We start from the raw sequence: 15,875 nt of genomic DNA on the forward strand, positions 1-15,875 counted from the left end.
ACCCTCGCCGTGCGGGGCGTTAACCGGCCGGCTCCTAGCGTCGGTGCCATGACCGTCCGGTCGGCTCAGCAAGAGTTCTCAGGAGGGCAGTGGCCATGGCACGCGCACGTACCATCGGTGTCGTCGGGCTCGTACTCGCGGCGACGGTGACCGCGGGGTGTTCCGCATCCGCGTCGGGGTCCGGCTCAGGTTCCGGGAGCGGCTCCAGCTCCGCCTCGAACGCCGGCGGCAGCGCCCCGGCCCCGGCACCCACCGAGTCGAATCCACCCGGTGACATCCCCGACAACCAGGCTTACGTCCCCTATCAGCCGTCCGGCGGTGGCTTCACGGTGAAGGTGCCCGAGGGCTGGGCCCGTACGGTCAACGGCGCTACCGCGGTCTTCACGGACAAGCTGAACCGCGTCCAGATCTCCGCCGTGTCCGCGTCCACGGCGCCCACCGTCACCTCCGTCACGAACAAAGTGGTTCCCCAACTGAGCGCTCAGGTACCGAAGTTCGCTCATCCCAAGGTGTCGCAGGTGACCCGGCACGCGGGGCCTGTCGTCCTGCTGAAGTACCAGGGCGACTCCGCGGCGGATCCGGTCACCGGCAAGGTCGTTCGCGACGCGTTCGAGCGCTACGCGTTCTACCGGCAGGGACACGAGGTGGACCTCACCCTGTCCGGGCCGGTGAACGCCGACAACGTCGATCCCTGGCGCATCGTCAGCGACTCGTTCGCGTGGAAGTGACGGTGAGCGTCATGCGACGTCCCGCACCTGCCGGGAGCGATACCGCCGTGGGATCCGAAGACGCCCTCTCCGCCCGGGAGTTGTACCGCTTCTTCCGGGCCGGTGAGGAGGAGACGCTCGCCCTGCGCGGAGTGTCGCTGCGGGTGCGGCGCGGTGAGACGGTCGCCGTCGTCGGGCCGTCCGGGGCGGGCAAGTCCACGCTGCTGTCCTGTCTGGCCGGGCTCGACGAACCCTCGGGCGGGGAGGTGCGGGTCGCGGGCGTACGTATCAGCCATCGGCCCGAGACCGAGCGCGCCCGGTTGCGGGCCCGCCACATCGGCGTCCTCCTCCAGACGCGCAACCTCGTCGCCCATCTCAGCGTGCGAGACAACGTCGGCCTCGCGCACGGAGCCGTCCGGGGCCGACCCGCCGTACCGGCAGGGGACTTGCTGGACCAGGTGGGACTGGCGGGGCGGGCGCACGCGCTACCCCGGCAGCTCTCCGGCGGGGAGTTGGCGCGGGCGGGTCTTGCCGTCGCTCTCGCCAACTCCCCGGAGGTCCTGCTCGCGGACGAACCCACCGGCGAACTCGACGGCGACACCGAACGCCTGATCCTCCAGATGCTGCGCGACCGTGCCGCCCTGGGCTGCGCGGTGCTGATCGTCACCCACAGCGCCGAGGCCGTACGGGTCGCCGACCGGGTGATCACCCTGGATGACGGGAGGGCCGACGATGTCCCCGAATGACCCCGCCGTCTTCGTCGACGAGCCCGCGATGTCCGCCGCCGACGCGCTCGTCGCCTGCGAGGACGTCGCCCTCACCTTCGGCCGGGGCGCGAACGCCGTGGTGGCCGTGCACGGCGCCAGCCTGCGCGTGCGAGCCGGTGACCGGCTCGCGGTCGTCGGCCCCTCGGGGTCGGGCAAGTCGTCCCTGCTGCATCTGCTGGCCGGACTCGAACAGCCCACGAGCGGCGCCGTCACCTGGCCCGCCCTGGGCGGTCCGCGCGGCATCGGGCTGGTCTTCCAGGGCGACAGCCTGATCCCCGCCCTCGACGTCGCCGAGAACACCGCGCTGCCGCTGGTGCTCGCCGGCGTTGCGGACGAGCGGGCCCGCGCGGAAGCCATCGAAGCTCTCGCCCAGGTGGACGCCGCCGAACTGGCCGACCGGCTGCCGGAGGAGATCTCCGGCGGTCAGGCGCAGCGCGTCGCCGCCGCACGCGTGCTGGCTCAGGCCCCACGGCTGATCCTCGCCGACGAGCCCACCGGCCGGCTCGACCACGCCACCGGTGGGCATGTCCTGGACGCGCTGCTGACCGCCGCCGACCGGACGGGCGCGGCCCTCGTCGTCACCACGCACGACCCGGCCGTCGCCGCCCGTCTCACCACCCGACTGACCATGCGGGACGGCCGGCTGCTCAGCACGGCGCGGAGCACCGCCGAGTCGCAGGAGGCGTCATGAACACCGCATGGGCGGGCGGACTCGCCCGACACCGCACCGGACGGCTCCTTGCCGCCCTCGCCGGAATCGCCCTGGCCGTCGCCCTCATCGCCTCGCTCGGTTCCTTCCTCACCGCGTCGAAGGCGACCATGACCCAGCGCGCCGTGCGCTCGGTCGCCGTCGACTGGCAGGCCGAGGTGCAGCCCGGCACCGATCCGAACGCGATGCTCTCGCTGGTCCGCAAGACACCCGGCATCCAGACCGCCGTCCCGGTCGGCTTCGCGCACAGCAGCGCGTTCACGGCCCAGGTGCAGGGCAGTACGCAGACCACCGGGCCCGGTATGGTGCTCGGCCTCCCCAACGGCTACCAGAAGCTGTTCCCGGGCGAGATCCGTCCGCTGACCGGCAGCTCCGACGGAGTCCTGCTGGCCCAGCAGACAGCCTCCAACCTGCACGTCGCCCCCGGTGACAGCATCGGTATCCGGCTCCCCGGTACCGGCGTGCGGCAGGTCCGCGTGAGCGGTGTCGTCGACCTCCCGCAGGCCGACTCACTGTTCCAGAAGGTCGGCGCTCCCAGTCAGACCCAGCCCGCCGCGCCGCCCGACAACGTCGTCCTGCTGCCCCCGGCCGCCTTCACCTCGCTGACCGCTCACGCGTCCGGCGCCTCCGTCACCACCCAGATCCATGCCGCCCGCGACGCCAAGCTGCCCACCGATCCGGCCTCCGCCTTCAACACCGTGACCCGCTCCGCCCACAATTTGGAGGCTCGCGCCTCGGGCGGCCTGATCGTCGGGAACAACCTCGGCGCCGCCCTCGACTCCGCCCGCCAGGACGCGCTGTACGCGCAGATCCTCTTCCTGTTCCTCGGTGTGCCGGGCGCGGTCCTGGCCGCCGCGCTGACCGCCGCGGTGGCCGCCGCGGGTGGCGAACGGCGACGCCAGGAGCAGGGCTTGCTGCGGCTGCGTGGCCTGCGGCCCGGGCGGATCGCCTCCCTGTCCGGCCTGGAAGCCGCGCTGGTGGGTGTCAGCGGCGGGTTCGCCGGACTCGGCATCGCCGCGCTGACGGGTCGTATCGCCTTCGGATCGGCCTCGTTCGGGACGAGTGCGGGCCAATGGGCCCTGTGGTACGTCCTCGCCTTCGTGCTCGGTGCCGCCGTCGCCGCGGGCGCGGTACTCGTCCCCGCGCTGCGCGACCTGCGCAGCGTGACGGTCGCCGACACGCGCAGGGCCGAGCGCCGCACGGGCTCCCCGTGGTGGCTTCGCTACGGGCTCGACGTCGCTCTGCTGATCGGCTCCTGGCTGGTGTTCCGGGCCTCGTCCGGCAACCAGTACGCCCTCGTCCTCGCCCCGGAGGGCGTGCCGAGCGTCTCCGTTTCGTACTGGGCCTTCCTGGGCCCGGCGCTGCTGTGGATCGGTGCCGCCCTGTTGCTGTGGCGGCTCACGCTCCTCGCGCTCACCCACGGACGTGGCGTGCTGGCCCGGCTGTCGCGTCCGCTGGCCTCCAGCCTGGCCGGGACGACGGCCGCCGTGCTGTCCCGGCGCCGGCGTCCGCTGGCCCGTTCGGTGGTGCTGCTGGCGCTCGCCGTGTCGTTCGCGGTGTCCACGGCGACCTTCAACGCGACGTACAAGCAACAGGCCGAGGTCGACGCGCGGCTCACCAACGGTGCCGACGTCACGGTCACCGAGCCGCCCGGCGCGCGGACACCGCCGAGCGCGGCGAGCACGTTGAAGATCTCCGGAGTCCATCATGTCGAGCCGCTCCAGCACCGGTTCGCGTACGTGGGCTCCGATCTCCAGGACCTCTACGGAGTACGCCCGGACACGATCGCCTCGGCCACCTCCCTGCAGGACGCGTACTTCTCCGGAGGCAGCGCGCGCACCCTCATGAACAAGCTCGCCCACCAGCCCGACGGACTGCTGGTCAGCGCGGAGACCGTCAACGACTTCCAGCTCTCGCCGGGCGACACGGTCAACCTGCGCGTCCAGGACGCCCGTACCAAGGCGCTGCGCACCGTGCCGTTCCACTACGTGGGCGTCGCCAAGGAGTTCCCGACCGCGCCGAAGGACAGCTTCTTCGTCGCCAACGCCTCGTACGTGGCCAAGGCGACGGGGAGTGACGCGGTGGGCTCGTTCCTGCTGGACACCGGCGGCACGCACCAGAGGCAGATCGCGGCGCGGCTGCGGCACACGCTCGGCACCGGCGCCGCCGTCACCGACCTCACCCAGACCCGCGGCACCGTCGGCACCAGCCTGACCTCCGTGGACCTGGCCGGACTCACCAGGATCGAGCTGGCCTTCGCGGTGCTGCTGGCCGCCGGAGCGGGCGGACTCGTCCTCGCGCTCGGTCTCGCGGAACGGCGTCGAACCTTCGCCATCGCCACCGTGCTGGGCGCCGGGCCACGTCAGCTGCGCGGCATGGTCCTCACCGAGGCACTCCTGCTGACCGCGGGCGGACTGGCCGGTGGCGCGCTCATCGGCTGGGCGCTGTCGGAGATGCTGGTCAAGGTACTGACCGGGGTGTTCGACCCACCGCCCGCCGCCCTCTCGGTGCCCGGCGCCTACCTGACGCTCACCGCCTGCGCGGCGGTGGTGGCCGTCCTGGCCGCGGCCCTGAACGGAGTGCGCCGGGCCGCGCGACCCGCCGTCGAGGAACTCCGGGATCTGTGAACGGCCGGTCCCGCTCTACGCTGCCGACCATGCGCACGCCCGCCGCACCGGACCCTGCCCGATTCCGTGTCCTCGTCGTCGAGGACGACGACACCATCGGTCGTCACCTGGAATCGGGACTGCTCGGCAACGGCTACGCGCCCGCGTGGAGCAGGACCGGCGCGGGCGCTCTGGCCGAGGCCGCGCGATCGCCGTACGACGTCCTGCTGCTGGACCTGGGCCTGCCGGACATGGACGGGCTCGATGTCGCGCGCACGCTGCGGGCCCGCTTCCCCGACCTGCTGATCATCATCCTGACCGCCCGCACGGACGACATCGACGTCATCGCGGGGCTCGATGCCGGGGCTGACGACTATCTGGTCAAACCCTTCAGTCTGACCGTGCTGCTCGCGCGATTGCGGGCCCATCTGCGGCGTCGTGCGATCGCCGCGCCGCCCCAGGAGCCGATCCGGCTCGGCGATCTCGTCGTCGACGTCACGGCGCGGCGGTGCACGCTGCACGACCACGAAGTCGCGCTGCGGCCCAAGGAGTTCGAGCTGCTCGCCGTGCTCGCCCGGCACACGGGCGAGGCCGTGTCCCGCGAGTCGCTGATGGCCGAGGTCTGGGACGAGAACTGGTTCGGCTCGACGAAGACGCTCGATGTCACGATGGCCGGACTGCGCCGCCGTCTCACCGACGCGGTGGCGCGGCCGTACCGGGTGCCTCGGATCACCACGCTGCGCGGGCACGGCTACCGGCTGGAGCAGGGGTAGCCCTCCGGGCTCCTGGCCCGGGCGGGGTCACAGCACCCGGCGGCGTACCAGCAACCCCAGCGTCACCAGGCCGGGCAGCAGGGGCAGCCACACGGTCAGCAGCCGGTAGCCGAGGACCGTGGACGCCGCCGCGCTGCCGGGCGCTCCGGCGAGGGTGAGGGCCAGGGCGAGGGCGGCGTCCAGGGAGCCGAGGCCGCCCGGGGTGGGCAGCAGGACGGCGGCGCTGCTCGCGGCGAGGTAGGCCAGTGCCACCTGGGCCGGGGGCAGCGGCAGTTCGATGGCCTGGGTGACGGAGATGACCACGCAGGCGTGCAGCGCCGCGAAGGCGAGCGAGCCGCCCCACAACGCGGCTGCCCGCGCCGGTGCTTCGTGCACGGCGCGGACGTCCGCGAGTACGGCACGCAGCACGCGTCGCAGCGGCCCGGACAGGAGGATCAGGGCGCTGGTGAGCAGCGCGAGGGTCACCGCCCAGGCCGTCGCGGAGATGTGCGGGAAGCGGAGCGCACCGGGGCAGGCCAGGGCGAGGGCGGCGATCAGACAGCCCCTCACCACGGTGCCCGCGGTGCCCTTGACCGCCAGCGCGGTCGCCGACCGGGCGACGGGCAGCCCGCACCGGGTCAGGAAGCGCAGGTTGACGGCGCCCGCACCGAAGCCGGCGGGCAACACGTGGTTGGCGGCGGAGGCCGCGAACTGCACCGCCAGCAAGCGCCTCGCGGGCAACGGCCGTGCCACCGCGCCCTGCTGGGCGAGGGCCGAGCACACCCAGGTCGCCACGGCGGCGGCGGTGGCCACGAGCAGCCAGCCGCGGTCGGCGGAGGCGAGCCGGCCGACGCCCGTCTCGATCACCGGCCAGTGGCGCCGGGCGAGATACACCGCGCACACCGTCACGACGAGCAGGACCCCGGCGTGCCAGGAGACCCGACGGATCTGTGGGCTGGTGACGGGGTATTGGTCGACGGCTGTCGCGGGGGCGTCGGGCGGTACGGTCATGCCGCTCGGCCCTCCGCTCCTGGCGCGAGATATACGCGCAGGTCACCGGCGGGATGCGGGGCCCAGTCGCGGGCGTAGGCGGGCGGCTTCCCTCCCGGTGTGGTGAGCACGGCGACGGGCTCGTGTTGTCCGGCCCGCACGATGTCCTGCTGGGTGATGTTGGCGTTGTGGCCACCGGTCGCGACGGAGGAGCAACCGGCGTAGAAGGCGATCGGCACGGACTGATCCCCCGTCAGCAGACAGGGCGCCCGTACGCCGAGCCGGCGCAGCTCGGCCGCCGTGTCCGCCCAGCCCCGGTGGGAGACGGTGGTGCGCTGCACGGTGGCCTCGAGTACCGCGAACTGCACCGCCAGATGTCCGGCGAGGCCGAGCGCCACCAGGGTCACGGCCACCGGGCGCCAGGCCCGGCCCGGGGCGGTGACCAGGTGGACGAGGGCGTCGGCGACCGGGATCGCGAGGAGGGCGTACATCGGCAGCAGGAAGCGTGGAGCGGCGTATCCGATCATGAAAAGGTAGGGGACGCCCGCTGTGGTGGCGCAGGCCAGGAGCAGCGACGTGGCCAGTGCGCGCCGCGCCTTGACGGCGACCACGAGTCCGAAGGCGGCCAGCAGCGGCAGCACGAACCACCACAGCATCACCGCCGGGTTCGGCATCGCCGCGGTGCACGGGCGGCACAGGACGCGTCCGCCCAGGGTGCGCATCTGGTCGCCGAAGGCGATGTTCCAGCCCAGGCCGCCCTGGATGCGTGAGCCGTCGGCGAGCCGCCTGCCCAGACCGCCGTAGCTGACGTACGCCTCGATCACCCACTCGCCCGCCCCGGCCACCAGGCCCGCGAACAGCGCGGCCGGCAGCCACGACCGCCGCCAACCACGGACGGCCACGACGAGGACGAGGAGCGGCAGGGTCGTCCAGACCGCGTCGGTCGGCCGCATCAGGGCCATCAGCGCCGCGCTCAGGCCCACGCCCCACAGCGCCGCCCGGTCGGATCGGTCGGCCTGGACCCGCAGAAAGCACCCGACGCAGGCCAGCGCACCGATCGCGACCCAGTAGTTGGGCATGGCCTGGGGGCCGTAGAACAGGGTTACCCAGAGCGTCGCGAACAGGGCGCCGGCCGTCGCCAGCACGCGCGTCAGGAACAGCGTCCGCCAGACGCTCAGTGCCAGGTAGAGGCCGAGGCCGGACAGCACGGCGAGATAGATCCGCAGCAGCGTCGTGGACGACGACCAGGAGGCGATCGGTGCCACGAGCAGCGGGACGCCGCGGGCGCGCGGGGCGCTGAAGAAAGCCGCGGGGGCGTGCGTGCTGACCTGGCTGACGTACACCGTCTCGTCCCAGCCGAGGCCCATCCCGGGGCGCACCAGGACCAGTTGGGCCAAGGTGAAGGCGCCCGCCACCAGGGCGAGCCACTGCGACCCGCTGGGGCGCCGTGACGTGCGGGCAGCCGTGGGCGAGCCGTGGCGCCTGGCGCCGACGAGCGGGACGTTCAAGGTCCTGACCATCGTCCACCCTTCAGCCCTACAAGCTGTAGGGTTACTTCACCCTACAAGACGTAGGGTGAAGGTGGGAGTCGGGAAAACACGGATAAGTTACCTCGCACCGGTCAGGGGTGCAGTCCAGGGAGGGCATCCGGGCTCGACATCCGACGTACGACGGCCGTTGCCCGGCCGTCGGCGCCACCCTCCGTGTCCCCTACGCGCTGTAAGGTGACGGACATGGCTGGCACAGGCCCCCATGGCAGGGCGGAACGGCGCAGCGCCGGTGAGCTGGAGAGCGAAGTCCTGGCCGCCCTGTGGGCCACCGACGACGCCCTGACCCCGGCCGAGATCCACGCCGAGATCGGCGGCGGTCTCGCCTACAACACCGTGCACACCATCCTCAAACGTCTGTACGACAAGGGCCTGGTGCTCCGCGTGGTGGACGGCCGGCGCGGCGCGTACCGGCCCGCCAAAAACGCCGCCGAACTGACCGCCGCGGCCATGCACGAGGCGCTCGGCCGCGGGCCCGACCCGATCGCGGCCCTCCAGCAGTTCGTCACGAGGCTCAGCCCCCGGGAGGAAGAGGCCCTGCGCGACCTCCTCGGAGGCAGCGGATCATGAGGATCGACGTCTACGTTCCCCTTGTACTGTCGCTGCTGCTCCCCGCGATCGCACCGCAGGTCGGCCGGCGGGTGTCGCCCGCGCTCGCGGCCCGTGTCCTGACCGCCGCCGCCGCGCTGACCGCGGCCGCCTCCACCTGGGCGCTGATCCTGCTCGCAGCCACGCTGATCGACCGGGCCCCGTCGGTGACCGCGGAGGCCAGCGAGGACGGCCGCGCGCTGCCCGAACCCGTCCCGGAGACCATCGCCGTCGTGGCGGTCGCCGCCCTCGCCGTGGTCGGATTCCGGCTCTTCCATGTCGTACGCGCACGCTGCGCGACCCGACGCGTGCTCCTCAGGCTGTGCGAGGGACACCCGCCCGACAGCGAACTGGTCGTCGCCGCGTCCTCGACCCCGCACGCCTTCGCCATCCCCGGCAAGCCGGGCCGGATCCTGGTCACCTCCGCGATGCTCGGTGCGCTGCAGCCCGCGGAGCGGCGCGTCCTGCTCGCCCACGAACGGGCTCACCTGACGCACCGGCACTCGGCGCTGTCGACCGCCGTCGCCCTGGCGTCCGCGGCCAATCCGCTGCTCGCGCCGGTGCGCGACACCGTCACGTTCCTGCTGGAGCGCTGGGCCGACGAGGTGGCCGCGGGCAGCGTCGGCGACCGGCGGGCCACCGCCCGCGCCCTCGCTCGCGCCGCCCTCGTCTCCCAGCGCGCCCGCCCGGGATGTGCCCTGCACTTCTCCGAGCACGCCGTCACCCGCCGGATCGCGGCCCTGCAGACCGCTCCGCCGCCCGATCTGTGGACCATCGGGGCGGCCGTCCTCACCCTCGGCGCGCTGCCCGCGCTGGGCGCGGCCGACGCCACCGGCGACCTGCTGCGACTGCTGGCTCAGACACTGCCCGGCTGGTAATCGCCCCAGGCGGGGCGGGAGCCGTGCTCCCGCCCGGCCGATCACGCGGTGGCCGCGCGCTCCTTGACCCGGGCGTAGCCCATGAGGCCGACGAGGAGAGCGAGCAGTACGGCCGAGGAGCCGACCGTGCCGAGGTCGAGGCCGCCCTTGGCGACCGGCTTGGTGAGGAAGTCACCGGCGGTGGCGCCGAGGGGGCGGGTCAGCACGAAGGCGATCCAGAACAGCAGCACGTTCGGTACGACGGGCACGCGAGTCAGCGCCAGGAGCCCCGCGAGCAGGCCGCCCACCAGCAGCGCGCCGCCCGCGTAGCCGAGTCCTGAGCTGTCGGACAGGAAGTCGCCCATCGAGGTGCCGAGCGTGTTCGACACGAGGATCGCCGACCAGAAGAGGGACTCGCCCCGGAAGGTCACGATGTCGCGGATGACGAACGTCTGCCCGGTCAGCTTCCAGCCGACGAAGATGGCGATCAGCAGCGAGATCAGGATCGCGGCGCCGGCGGGGTACCCGAGCCCAAGGCCCTGCGGTCCCCAGCCCAGCGAGGTGGCCCCGTCCGAGAGGTACTTGGCGCTCGCGTCGCGGTTCATGAAGTCGGACATCGTGGTGCCCGCCATGCTGGTGGACAGGATGACGGTCCAGTAGAAGAACGGGTTGTACCGCCGAGATCTGAGCTGCACGACCAGCGTGACGACGAAGATCAGGAACAGCAGCACGGTGGTGACGAAGTAGCCGAGCTTGAGGGTCTGGGCGAAGAGGTCGCCCGCCGTCTCGCCGAGTGTCGTCGCCGCGATCTTCATGACCCAGAAGGCGAGGGTCACCTCCGGCAGTTTCTTCATGACGGACGCGCCGGGATCGGCGACGTTCAGATCGGTGGCACCCGGATCGGTGACGAGTTCCGGCTTGTCCAATGTTCAGTTCTCCTGTGGGGGACGGAGCACTTGCCCGAGGCGCAAGATGATCAACGTGGCAGCCGCATCCTGAACACATCCTCAACGCGTGGATCAGTCCGCGGCCGACGCCTCCTGAGCACGCAACACAGCTGCCGGTACGCCTCCCGAGCGGGCGCCTCAGCTCTCGGCTACGCCTCCAGCACCTCGGCGAACACGTTGTACGCCTCCTTGTCGAAGAGCACGAACCGTACCTCCTCGACGGACGGATCCGCGCTCTCTCGCACCGTCCGTACGGCGATCCGTGCGCCGTCTTCCATCGGCCAGCCGAAGATCCCGGTGGAGATCGCCGGGAAGGCGACGGTGCGCGCGCCCAGCTCCGCGGCCACCCGCAGGGACTGCCGGTAGCAGGAGGCGAGGAGCGCCGAGCGATCCTCCGCACGGCTGAAGACCGGGCCGACGGTGTGGATCACCCATCGCGCGTCCAGCTCGCCCGCGGTGGTGGCGACCGCCCGGCCGGTGGGCAGGCCCTTGCCGTACCGGGAGGCGCGGAGCTTGCGGCACTCGGCGAGGATGGCGGGCCCGCCCCGGCGGTGGATGGCTCCGTCGACGCCTCCGCCGCCGAGCAGCGAGGAGTTCGCCGCGTTGACGACGGCGTCGACGCTCTGCCGGGTGATGTCGCCCTGGACCAGCGTGATCGTGGTCATGCCTGCCGCAGCCTCCTCCAGACGGCCTTCGCGGCGTTGTGCCCCGACATGCCGTGCACGCCGGGGCCCGGCGGGGTGGCCGACGAGCAGAGGAAGACAGCAGGGTGCGGGGTGCTGTACGGGAAGAGCGACACTTTGGGGCGCAGCAGGAGCTGGAGACCGGAGGCGGCGCCGCAGGCGATGTCGCCGCCCACGTAGTTGGCGTTGCGGGCGGCGAGCTCGGGTGGGCCCGCCGTCGCCCGGGCCAGTACCCGGTCGCGGAAGCCCGGCGCGAACCGCTCCAGCTGCCGCTCGAGCGCGTCCGTGAGATCCCCGGTCCAGCCGTTCGGCACATGCCCGTACACCCAGAAGACCTGTTTTCCCTCAGGGGCGCGGGAGGGGTCCACGATGCTGGGCTGCACGGCGATCAGGAACGGCGGGTCGGGCGCCCTGCCCTCCCGCGAGGCCGCCCGCAGGGCGCTGCCGATCTCCGCGCTGCTCGCCCCGATCTGCACGGTCCCGGCGGTCCGCGCCTCCTTGGCGGTCCAGGGCACGGGGCCGTCCAGCGCGTAGTCGACCTTGAAGACGCTCGCCCCGTACCGATAGCGCTCGTAGTACCGTCCGAAGCCCGCGATCCGGGCCAGGGCGGTGGGGGAGGTGTCGAAGACGTAGGCGCGGGCGGGCGGCAGATCGTCCAGGCGCTTGACCTCGTAGTCCGTGTGGACGCTGCCGCCGAGGTCCTGGAGATACGCGGTGAGCGCGTCGGAGATGGACTGGGAGCCGCCGCGTGCGACGGGCCAGCCGCCGGCGTGCGCGGCCAGGGCGAAGACCAGGCCGACGGCGCCCGTGGCAATGCCGTCCAGTGGGGCGATGACGTGGGCCACGAGCCCGGCGAACAGGGCCTTGGCGCGCTCGTCGCGGAAGCGGCGCGTCAGCCAGGTCGACGGCGGCAGCCCGACGAGGCCGAAACGGGCGAGGGTGACCGGGTCGCGGGGCAGCCTGCTCAGCGGCAGCGACATGAAGTCGTGCGCGAGGGTGTCCCACTTGGGCAGGAAGGGCGCGACGAGCCTGCGGTACGCGCCGGCGTCGCGCGGCCCGAACGAGGCGGCCGTCTCGGCCACGGACCGCGCGAGCACCGCCGCCGTGCCGTCGAGGAACGGGTGGGCCATGGGCAGCTCGGCGTGCAGCCACTCGAGGCCGTACCTCTCCAGGGGCATCATCTTGAAGGCGGGTGAGTTGACGCCCAGCGGGTGCGCCGCCGAACACGGGTCGTGCCGGAAACCGGGCAGCGTCAGCTCTTCGGTGCGCGCTCCCCCGCCCACGGTGTCGCGTGCCTCGAACACGGCCACGGAGAAGCCCCGGCGGGCGAGCTCCACGGCAGCGGTCAGTCCGTTCGGCCCCGCACCCACCACGACCACATCGAGCATCGACGGCACCTTCGGACTCCTTCGTCAGCCGATGGCCACTGGGGATCAGGATATGCCGGGGGACTGACAGCCCTGTCGGCGCGGGGGGGTTGCGGCGGGCGCCCTGGAACGCGCGCGAGTCTCCTGACCAGGCTCGGGGCGCCGTTGATCAGCCACCGGGCGCTCGGGCCGCGCCGTCCGATCAGGCTCCGTCGCGCTCGAGCCGCACCGTCCGCTCAGCCACCGCCACGCTCCAGCCGCACCGTCCGATCAGCCACCGCCACGCTCGAGCCGCACCGTCCGCTCAGCCACCGCCACGCTCCAGCCGCACCGTCCGCTCAGCCACCGCCACGCTCGAGCCACGCCGTCCGATCAGCCACCGCCACGCTCGAGCCGCACCGTCCGATCAGCCACCGCCACGCTCGAGCCGCACCGTCCGATCAGGCTCCGGTCGCCAGCAGTGCCGCCACGCGGCGGGCCGTGGCCTCGTCCCGGGCCGCAGTGAACGGCAGCGCGTTGCCCCCCGTGATACGGAAGGGCTCGCCGGTGCGGGTCAGGTGGGCGCCGCCCGCCTCCTCGACCAGCAGCAGACCGGCGGCGTGGTCCCAGGCGGCCTCCCAGGAGAACGCCGTGGCGTCCAACTCCCCGCGGGCGATGGCCAGATACTCCAGCCCCGCCGAGCCGCACGCGCGCGAGACGATTCCTTCGACGCGCAGGCCGAGCAGGGCGCGCTTCTGTTCGTCGGTGGTGTAGTCCGGGTGGGACATGGCGATGTCGAGGTCGCGGCCGGGCTCGGGCGAGCCGGAGCGCAGGGGCACGCCGTCGAGAACGGCGCCACGGCCGCGTATCGCGGTGGCGAACTCGTCGCGTGCGGGGGCGAACGTCCACGAGGCGCGCACCACTCCGTCCAGTGCGAGCGCGACCAGTGTGCAGAATCCGGAGTCTCCGTGCACGAACTGACGGGTGCCGTCGACGGGGTCGACGATCCAGACCGGCGCCGCGCCCTGGATCGCCTCGTACGTCACGGGGTTTGCGTGCACCGCCTCCTCGCCGACCACGACCGAGCCGGGCAGCAGCGCGGTGAGGGTCTCGGTGAGGTACTCCTCGGCCTTGCGGTCGGCGTCCGTCACCAGGTCGTGCGGGCCGCTCTTCTGGTCGATCTCATGCGCGGCGAGCTGCCTGAAACGCGGCATGATCTCGGCGGCGGCCGCCTTGCGGACCGCTTCTTCCACGTCGGACGTGCGCTGGGCGAGAAACTCGTCGATGGTTTCGATGTCTTCGATCACGCCTCCATGACAGCACGCGCCACTGACAATCCCCAGCCGCCCGGTGTACTTGGGGTGGAATCCCCATGAATACCGGGGGCTCGGTGATCAGCGTCCGACCGCGTACCCCTGCATCCCGCGCGGATTCGCCGCCGCCGACAGCACCCCCGTGCCCGGATCCCGCGCGACCGCGCACAACCGCCCCTCGGACCAGGGCCCCCCGATCGTGACGTCATGTCCACGGCGGCGCAGCTCCTGGACGACGCCGTCGTCCATACGGGACTCGACAGTGAGGCTGCCGGGGCGCATGCCGCGGGGGTAGAAGGAGCCGGGGAAGCTGTCGTGGTGCCAGTTCGGGGCGTCGATCGCGCCCTGGAGGTCGAGGCCACCGCGCACCTCACGGCGCAGCGCCACGGACAGGAAGAAGTGGGTCTGCCACTGGTCCTGCTGGTCGCCGCCCGGGGTGCCGAACGCCATGACCGGCACTCCGTCGCGCAGGGCGAGGGAGGGGGTGAGTGTGGTGCGGGGGCGGCGGCCCGGGGTCAGGGAGTTGGGCAGACCCTCCTCCAGCCACGCCATCTGGAGCCGCGTACCGAGCGGGAAGCCCAGCTCGGGCACGACCGGGTTGGACTGCAGCCAGCCGCCGCTGGGGGTGGCGGCGACCATGTTGCCCCAGCGGTCGACGACGTCGACGTGGCAGGTGTCGCCCCGGGTGCCGCCGTCGGCGCGCACGTCCGGTTCGCCCGGCACCGGGGACCGCGAGCTCTTTGCGACCGTGGGCTCACCCGCGCCCAACGCGTCGAAACCGGGCTCGTCACCGACCAGCACGCGCGCGTGCCCGCTCATCCGCGCACTGCGTCCCCCAGGACTCCCCGGCCGCAGCTCGTACGACGCCTTGTCGCCGACGAGCGCACGCCGGGCGGCGTTGTAGGGCTCCGACAGCAGCTCGTCGAGCGGGACCTCGGCCGCGTCCCCGTACCAGGCCTCGCGGTCGGCCAGGGCGAGCTTGCTGCCCTCGACGAGGAGGTGGACGTAGTCGGCGGAGCCGTAGCGCGGCAGTTCGGGCGGCAGCAGGGCCAGCTGTTGCAGCAGGACCGGGCCCTGGCTCCAGGGGCCCGCCTTGCACAGCGTCCAGCCCCGCCAGTCGTACGTCGCCGGGGCCTCGTAGGTCGCGGACCAGGCCGCCAGGTCGGCGGCCGCCAGGGTGCCGGTGTGGCGCTCGCCGCTGGTGTCCATGGTGGGCCGCCCGGCCTGACGAACCAGGGCCTCGGCGATGAAACCGGAGCGCCACACACTCCGCGCGGCCTCGATCTGGCGGGTGCGGTCGGTCTCTTGGGAGACCTCGTCGAGCAGCCGTCGCCAGGTCGCGGCGAGGGCGGGGTTGCGGAACAGCTCGCCGGGTCGCGGTGCCTTGCCGCCCGGCAGATACACGTCCGCCGACGAGGTCCACTCCGTCTCGAACAGCTCGCGTACGGTCTCGACCGTCTCGCCGATACGCTCCACGGGCGCGTGGCCGTCCTCGGCGTACCCGATGGCGTACTTCATGACATCGGCGAGCGATTTGGTCCCGTGGTCGCGCAGCAGGAGCATCCAGGCGTCGAACGCACCCGGTACCGCGGCGGCGAGCGGACCCGTACCGGGTACGAGATCCAAACCGAGTCCCCTGTAGTGGGCGATCGTCGCTCTGGCGGGCGCGACGCCCTGTCCGCACAGCACCCGCACCTCGCCGCCCGCCGACGCGAGGATGATGGGGACCTCGCCCGCGGGTCCGTTGAGGTGGGGCTCGACGACGTGCAGGACGAAACCGGCGGCGACGGCGGCGTCGTACGCGTTGCCCCCGTCCTCCAGGACGGCCATCGCGGACTGCGAGGCGAGCCAGTGCGTCGAGGACACCATGCCGAACGTGCCCTGAAGCGTCGGTCGGGTCGTGAACATGTCTGCCACCTCGCTGTGCGGTGCGGTCAACCTCATTGCCGACTATGGCACTTGATCCTCGGGGGAGCCCGCGCGGCCCGGATCCCGCCCGGATCCCGCCCGGAACGAGCGGAACGAGCGGAATGATCGGAATCATTCGCCCTGGGCGGACGTTG

14 protein-coding genes are annotated in these 15,875 nt (G+C 72.6%); 7 read left to right on the forward strand and 7 right to left on the reverse strand.

What is annotated here, in order from left to right; all coding sequences use genetic code 11:
- Window positions 1-95 precede the first annotated feature (95 nt).
- From AB0D27_RS22090 to AB0D27_RS22110, 5 genes are read left to right on the forward strand one after another with little or no spacing between them, the layout of a single operon-like run.
- A complete protein-coding gene (locus tag AB0D27_RS22090) occupies window positions 96-728 on the forward strand; it encodes a hypothetical protein (protein ID WP_362511307.1) in 633 nt (210 codons plus the stop codon).
- A gap of 47 nt (window positions 729-775) precedes the next feature.
- Window positions 776-1,453 (forward strand): ABC transporter ATP-binding protein, encoded by a 678-nt coding sequence (locus AB0D27_RS22095; protein WP_362511310.1) that lies wholly within the window; start codon window positions 776-778, stop codon window positions 1,451-1,453.
- A complete protein-coding gene (locus AB0D27_RS22100) occupies window positions 1,440-2,165 on the forward strand; it encodes an ATP-binding cassette domain-containing protein (protein WP_362511313.1) in 726 nt (241 codons plus the stop codon). Before AB0D27_RS22095 ends, AB0D27_RS22100 begins: the two co-directional genes overlap by 14 nt.
- Window positions 2,162-4,810, forward strand: coding sequence for an FtsX-like permease family protein (locus AB0D27_RS22105; RefSeq protein WP_362511316.1), 2,649 nt, complete (start codon window positions 2,162-2,164; stop codon window positions 4,808-4,810). Before AB0D27_RS22100 ends, AB0D27_RS22105 begins: the two co-directional genes overlap by 4 nt.
- Before the next feature lie 29 nt (window positions 4,811-4,839).
- Window positions 4,840-5,562 (forward strand): response regulator transcription factor, encoded by a 723-nt coding sequence (locus AB0D27_RS22110; RefSeq protein WP_362511319.1) that lies wholly within the window; start codon window positions 4,840-4,842, stop codon window positions 5,560-5,562.
- 27 nt (window positions 5,563-5,589) lie between these two features.
- On the opposite strand, the gene AB0D27_RS22115 is transcribed toward AB0D27_RS22110, so the two are convergent.
- Window positions 5,590-6,552 carry a lysylphosphatidylglycerol synthase domain-containing protein gene (locus AB0D27_RS22115; RefSeq protein ID WP_362511322.1) on the reverse strand — a complete coding sequence of 321 codons (963 nt, stop codon included), beginning with the start codon at window positions 6,550-6,552 and terminating at the stop codon, window positions 5,590-5,592.
- Complete coding sequence (locus tag AB0D27_RS22120; protein WP_362511325.1) at window positions 6,549-8,051, reverse strand: hypothetical protein; 1,503 nt, start codon at window positions 8,049-8,051, stop codon at window positions 6,549-6,551. The genes AB0D27_RS22115 and AB0D27_RS22120 overlap by 4 nt, the downstream gene beginning before the upstream one ends.
- Before the next feature lie 213 nt (window positions 8,052-8,264).
- On the opposite strand from AB0D27_RS22120, the gene AB0D27_RS22125 reads away from it, so the two are divergent.
- Together AB0D27_RS22125 and AB0D27_RS22130 are read left to right on the forward strand one after the other, a co-directional pair.
- Complete coding sequence (locus AB0D27_RS22125) at window positions 8,265-8,648, forward strand: BlaI/MecI/CopY family transcriptional regulator (protein WP_362511328.1); 384 nt, start codon at window positions 8,265-8,267, stop codon at window positions 8,646-8,648.
- Window positions 8,645-9,544, forward strand: coding sequence for a M56 family metallopeptidase (locus AB0D27_RS22130; RefSeq protein WP_362511331.1), 900 nt, complete (start codon window positions 8,645-8,647; stop codon window positions 9,542-9,544). The genes AB0D27_RS22125 and AB0D27_RS22130 overlap by 4 nt, the downstream gene beginning before the upstream one ends.
- A 41-nt stretch (window positions 9,545-9,585) precedes the next feature.
- Here the strand turns inward: AB0D27_RS22130 and AB0D27_RS22135 are convergent, their stop codons facing one another.
- From AB0D27_RS22135 to AB0D27_RS22155, 5 genes are all read right to left on the reverse strand, one after another.
- Window positions 9,586-10,449 (reverse strand): hypothetical protein, encoded by an 864-nt coding sequence (locus AB0D27_RS22135; protein WP_362511334.1) that lies wholly within the window; start codon window positions 10,447-10,449, stop codon window positions 9,586-9,588.
- A 170-nt stretch (window positions 10,450-10,619) separates the two neighbouring features.
- Window positions 10,620-11,135 carry an O-acetyl-ADP-ribose deacetylase gene (locus AB0D27_RS22140; RefSeq protein ID WP_362511337.1) on the reverse strand — a complete coding sequence of 172 codons (516 nt, stop codon included), beginning with the start codon at window positions 11,133-11,135 and terminating at the stop codon, window positions 10,620-10,622.
- On the reverse strand, window positions 11,132-12,541 hold the full coding sequence (locus tag AB0D27_RS22145) for an NAD(P)/FAD-dependent oxidoreductase (protein WP_362511340.1): 1,410 nt from the start codon (window positions 12,539-12,541) through the stop codon (window positions 11,132-11,134). The genes AB0D27_RS22140 and AB0D27_RS22145 overlap by 4 nt, the downstream gene beginning before the upstream one ends.
- A 419-nt stretch (window positions 12,542-12,960) precedes the next feature.
- On the reverse strand, window positions 12,961-13,806 hold the full coding sequence (locus AB0D27_RS22150; RefSeq protein WP_362511343.1) for an inositol monophosphatase family protein: 846 nt from the start codon (window positions 13,804-13,806) through the stop codon (window positions 12,961-12,963).
- An 87-nt stretch (window positions 13,807-13,893) separates the two neighbouring features.
- Window positions 13,894-15,720 carry a gamma-glutamyltransferase gene (locus tag AB0D27_RS22155; RefSeq protein ID WP_362511346.1) on the reverse strand — a complete coding sequence of 609 codons (1,827 nt, stop codon included), beginning with the start codon at window positions 15,718-15,720 and terminating at the stop codon, window positions 13,894-13,896.
- Between the last annotated feature and the right edge of the window lie 155 nt (window positions 15,721-15,875).

It is taken from the genome of Streptomyces sp. NPDC048415 (assembly GCF_040651675.1).
Taxonomy (GTDB): Bacteria; Actinomycetota; Actinomycetes; order Streptomycetales; family Streptomycetaceae; genus Streptomyces.

Coding starts and splice junctions, on each gene's coding strand:
- AB0D27_RS22145 (WP_362511340.1), bottom strand. CDS start 12,541: ATGCTCGATGTGGTCGTGGTGGGTGCGGGGCCGAACGGACTGACCGCT.
- AB0D27_RS22130 (WP_362511331.1), top strand. CDS start 8,645: ATGAGGATCGACGTCTACGTTCCCCTTGTACTGTCGCTGCTGCTCCCC.
- AB0D27_RS22155 (WP_362511346.1), bottom strand. CDS start 15,720: ATGTTCACGACCCGACCGACGCTTCAGGGCACGTTCGGCATGGTGTCC.
- AB0D27_RS22140 (WP_362511337.1), bottom strand. CDS start 11,135: ATGACCACGATCACGCTGGTCCAGGGCGACATCACCCGGCAGAGCGTC.
- AB0D27_RS22125 (WP_362511328.1), top strand. CDS start 8,265: ATGGCTGGCACAGGCCCCCATGGCAGGGCGGAACGGCGCAGCGCCGGT.
- AB0D27_RS22120 (WP_362511325.1), bottom strand. CDS start 8,051: ATGGTCAGGACCTTGAACGTCCCGCTCGTCGGCGCCAGGCGCCACGGC.
- AB0D27_RS22115 (WP_362511322.1), bottom strand. CDS start 6,552: ATGACCGTACCGCCCGACGCCCCCGCGACAGCCGTCGACCAATACCCC.
- AB0D27_RS22110 (WP_362511319.1), top strand. CDS start 4,840: ATGCGCACGCCCGCCGCACCGGACCCTGCCCGATTCCGTGTCCTCGTC.
- AB0D27_RS22090 (WP_362511307.1), top strand. CDS start 96: ATGGCACGCGCACGTACCATCGGTGTCGTCGGGCTCGTACTCGCGGCG.
- AB0D27_RS22105 (WP_362511316.1), top strand. CDS start 2,162: ATGAACACCGCATGGGCGGGCGGACTCGCCCGACACCGCACCGGACGG.
- AB0D27_RS22100 (WP_362511313.1), top strand. CDS start 1,440: ATGTCCCCGAATGACCCCGCCGTCTTCGTCGACGAGCCCGCGATGTCC.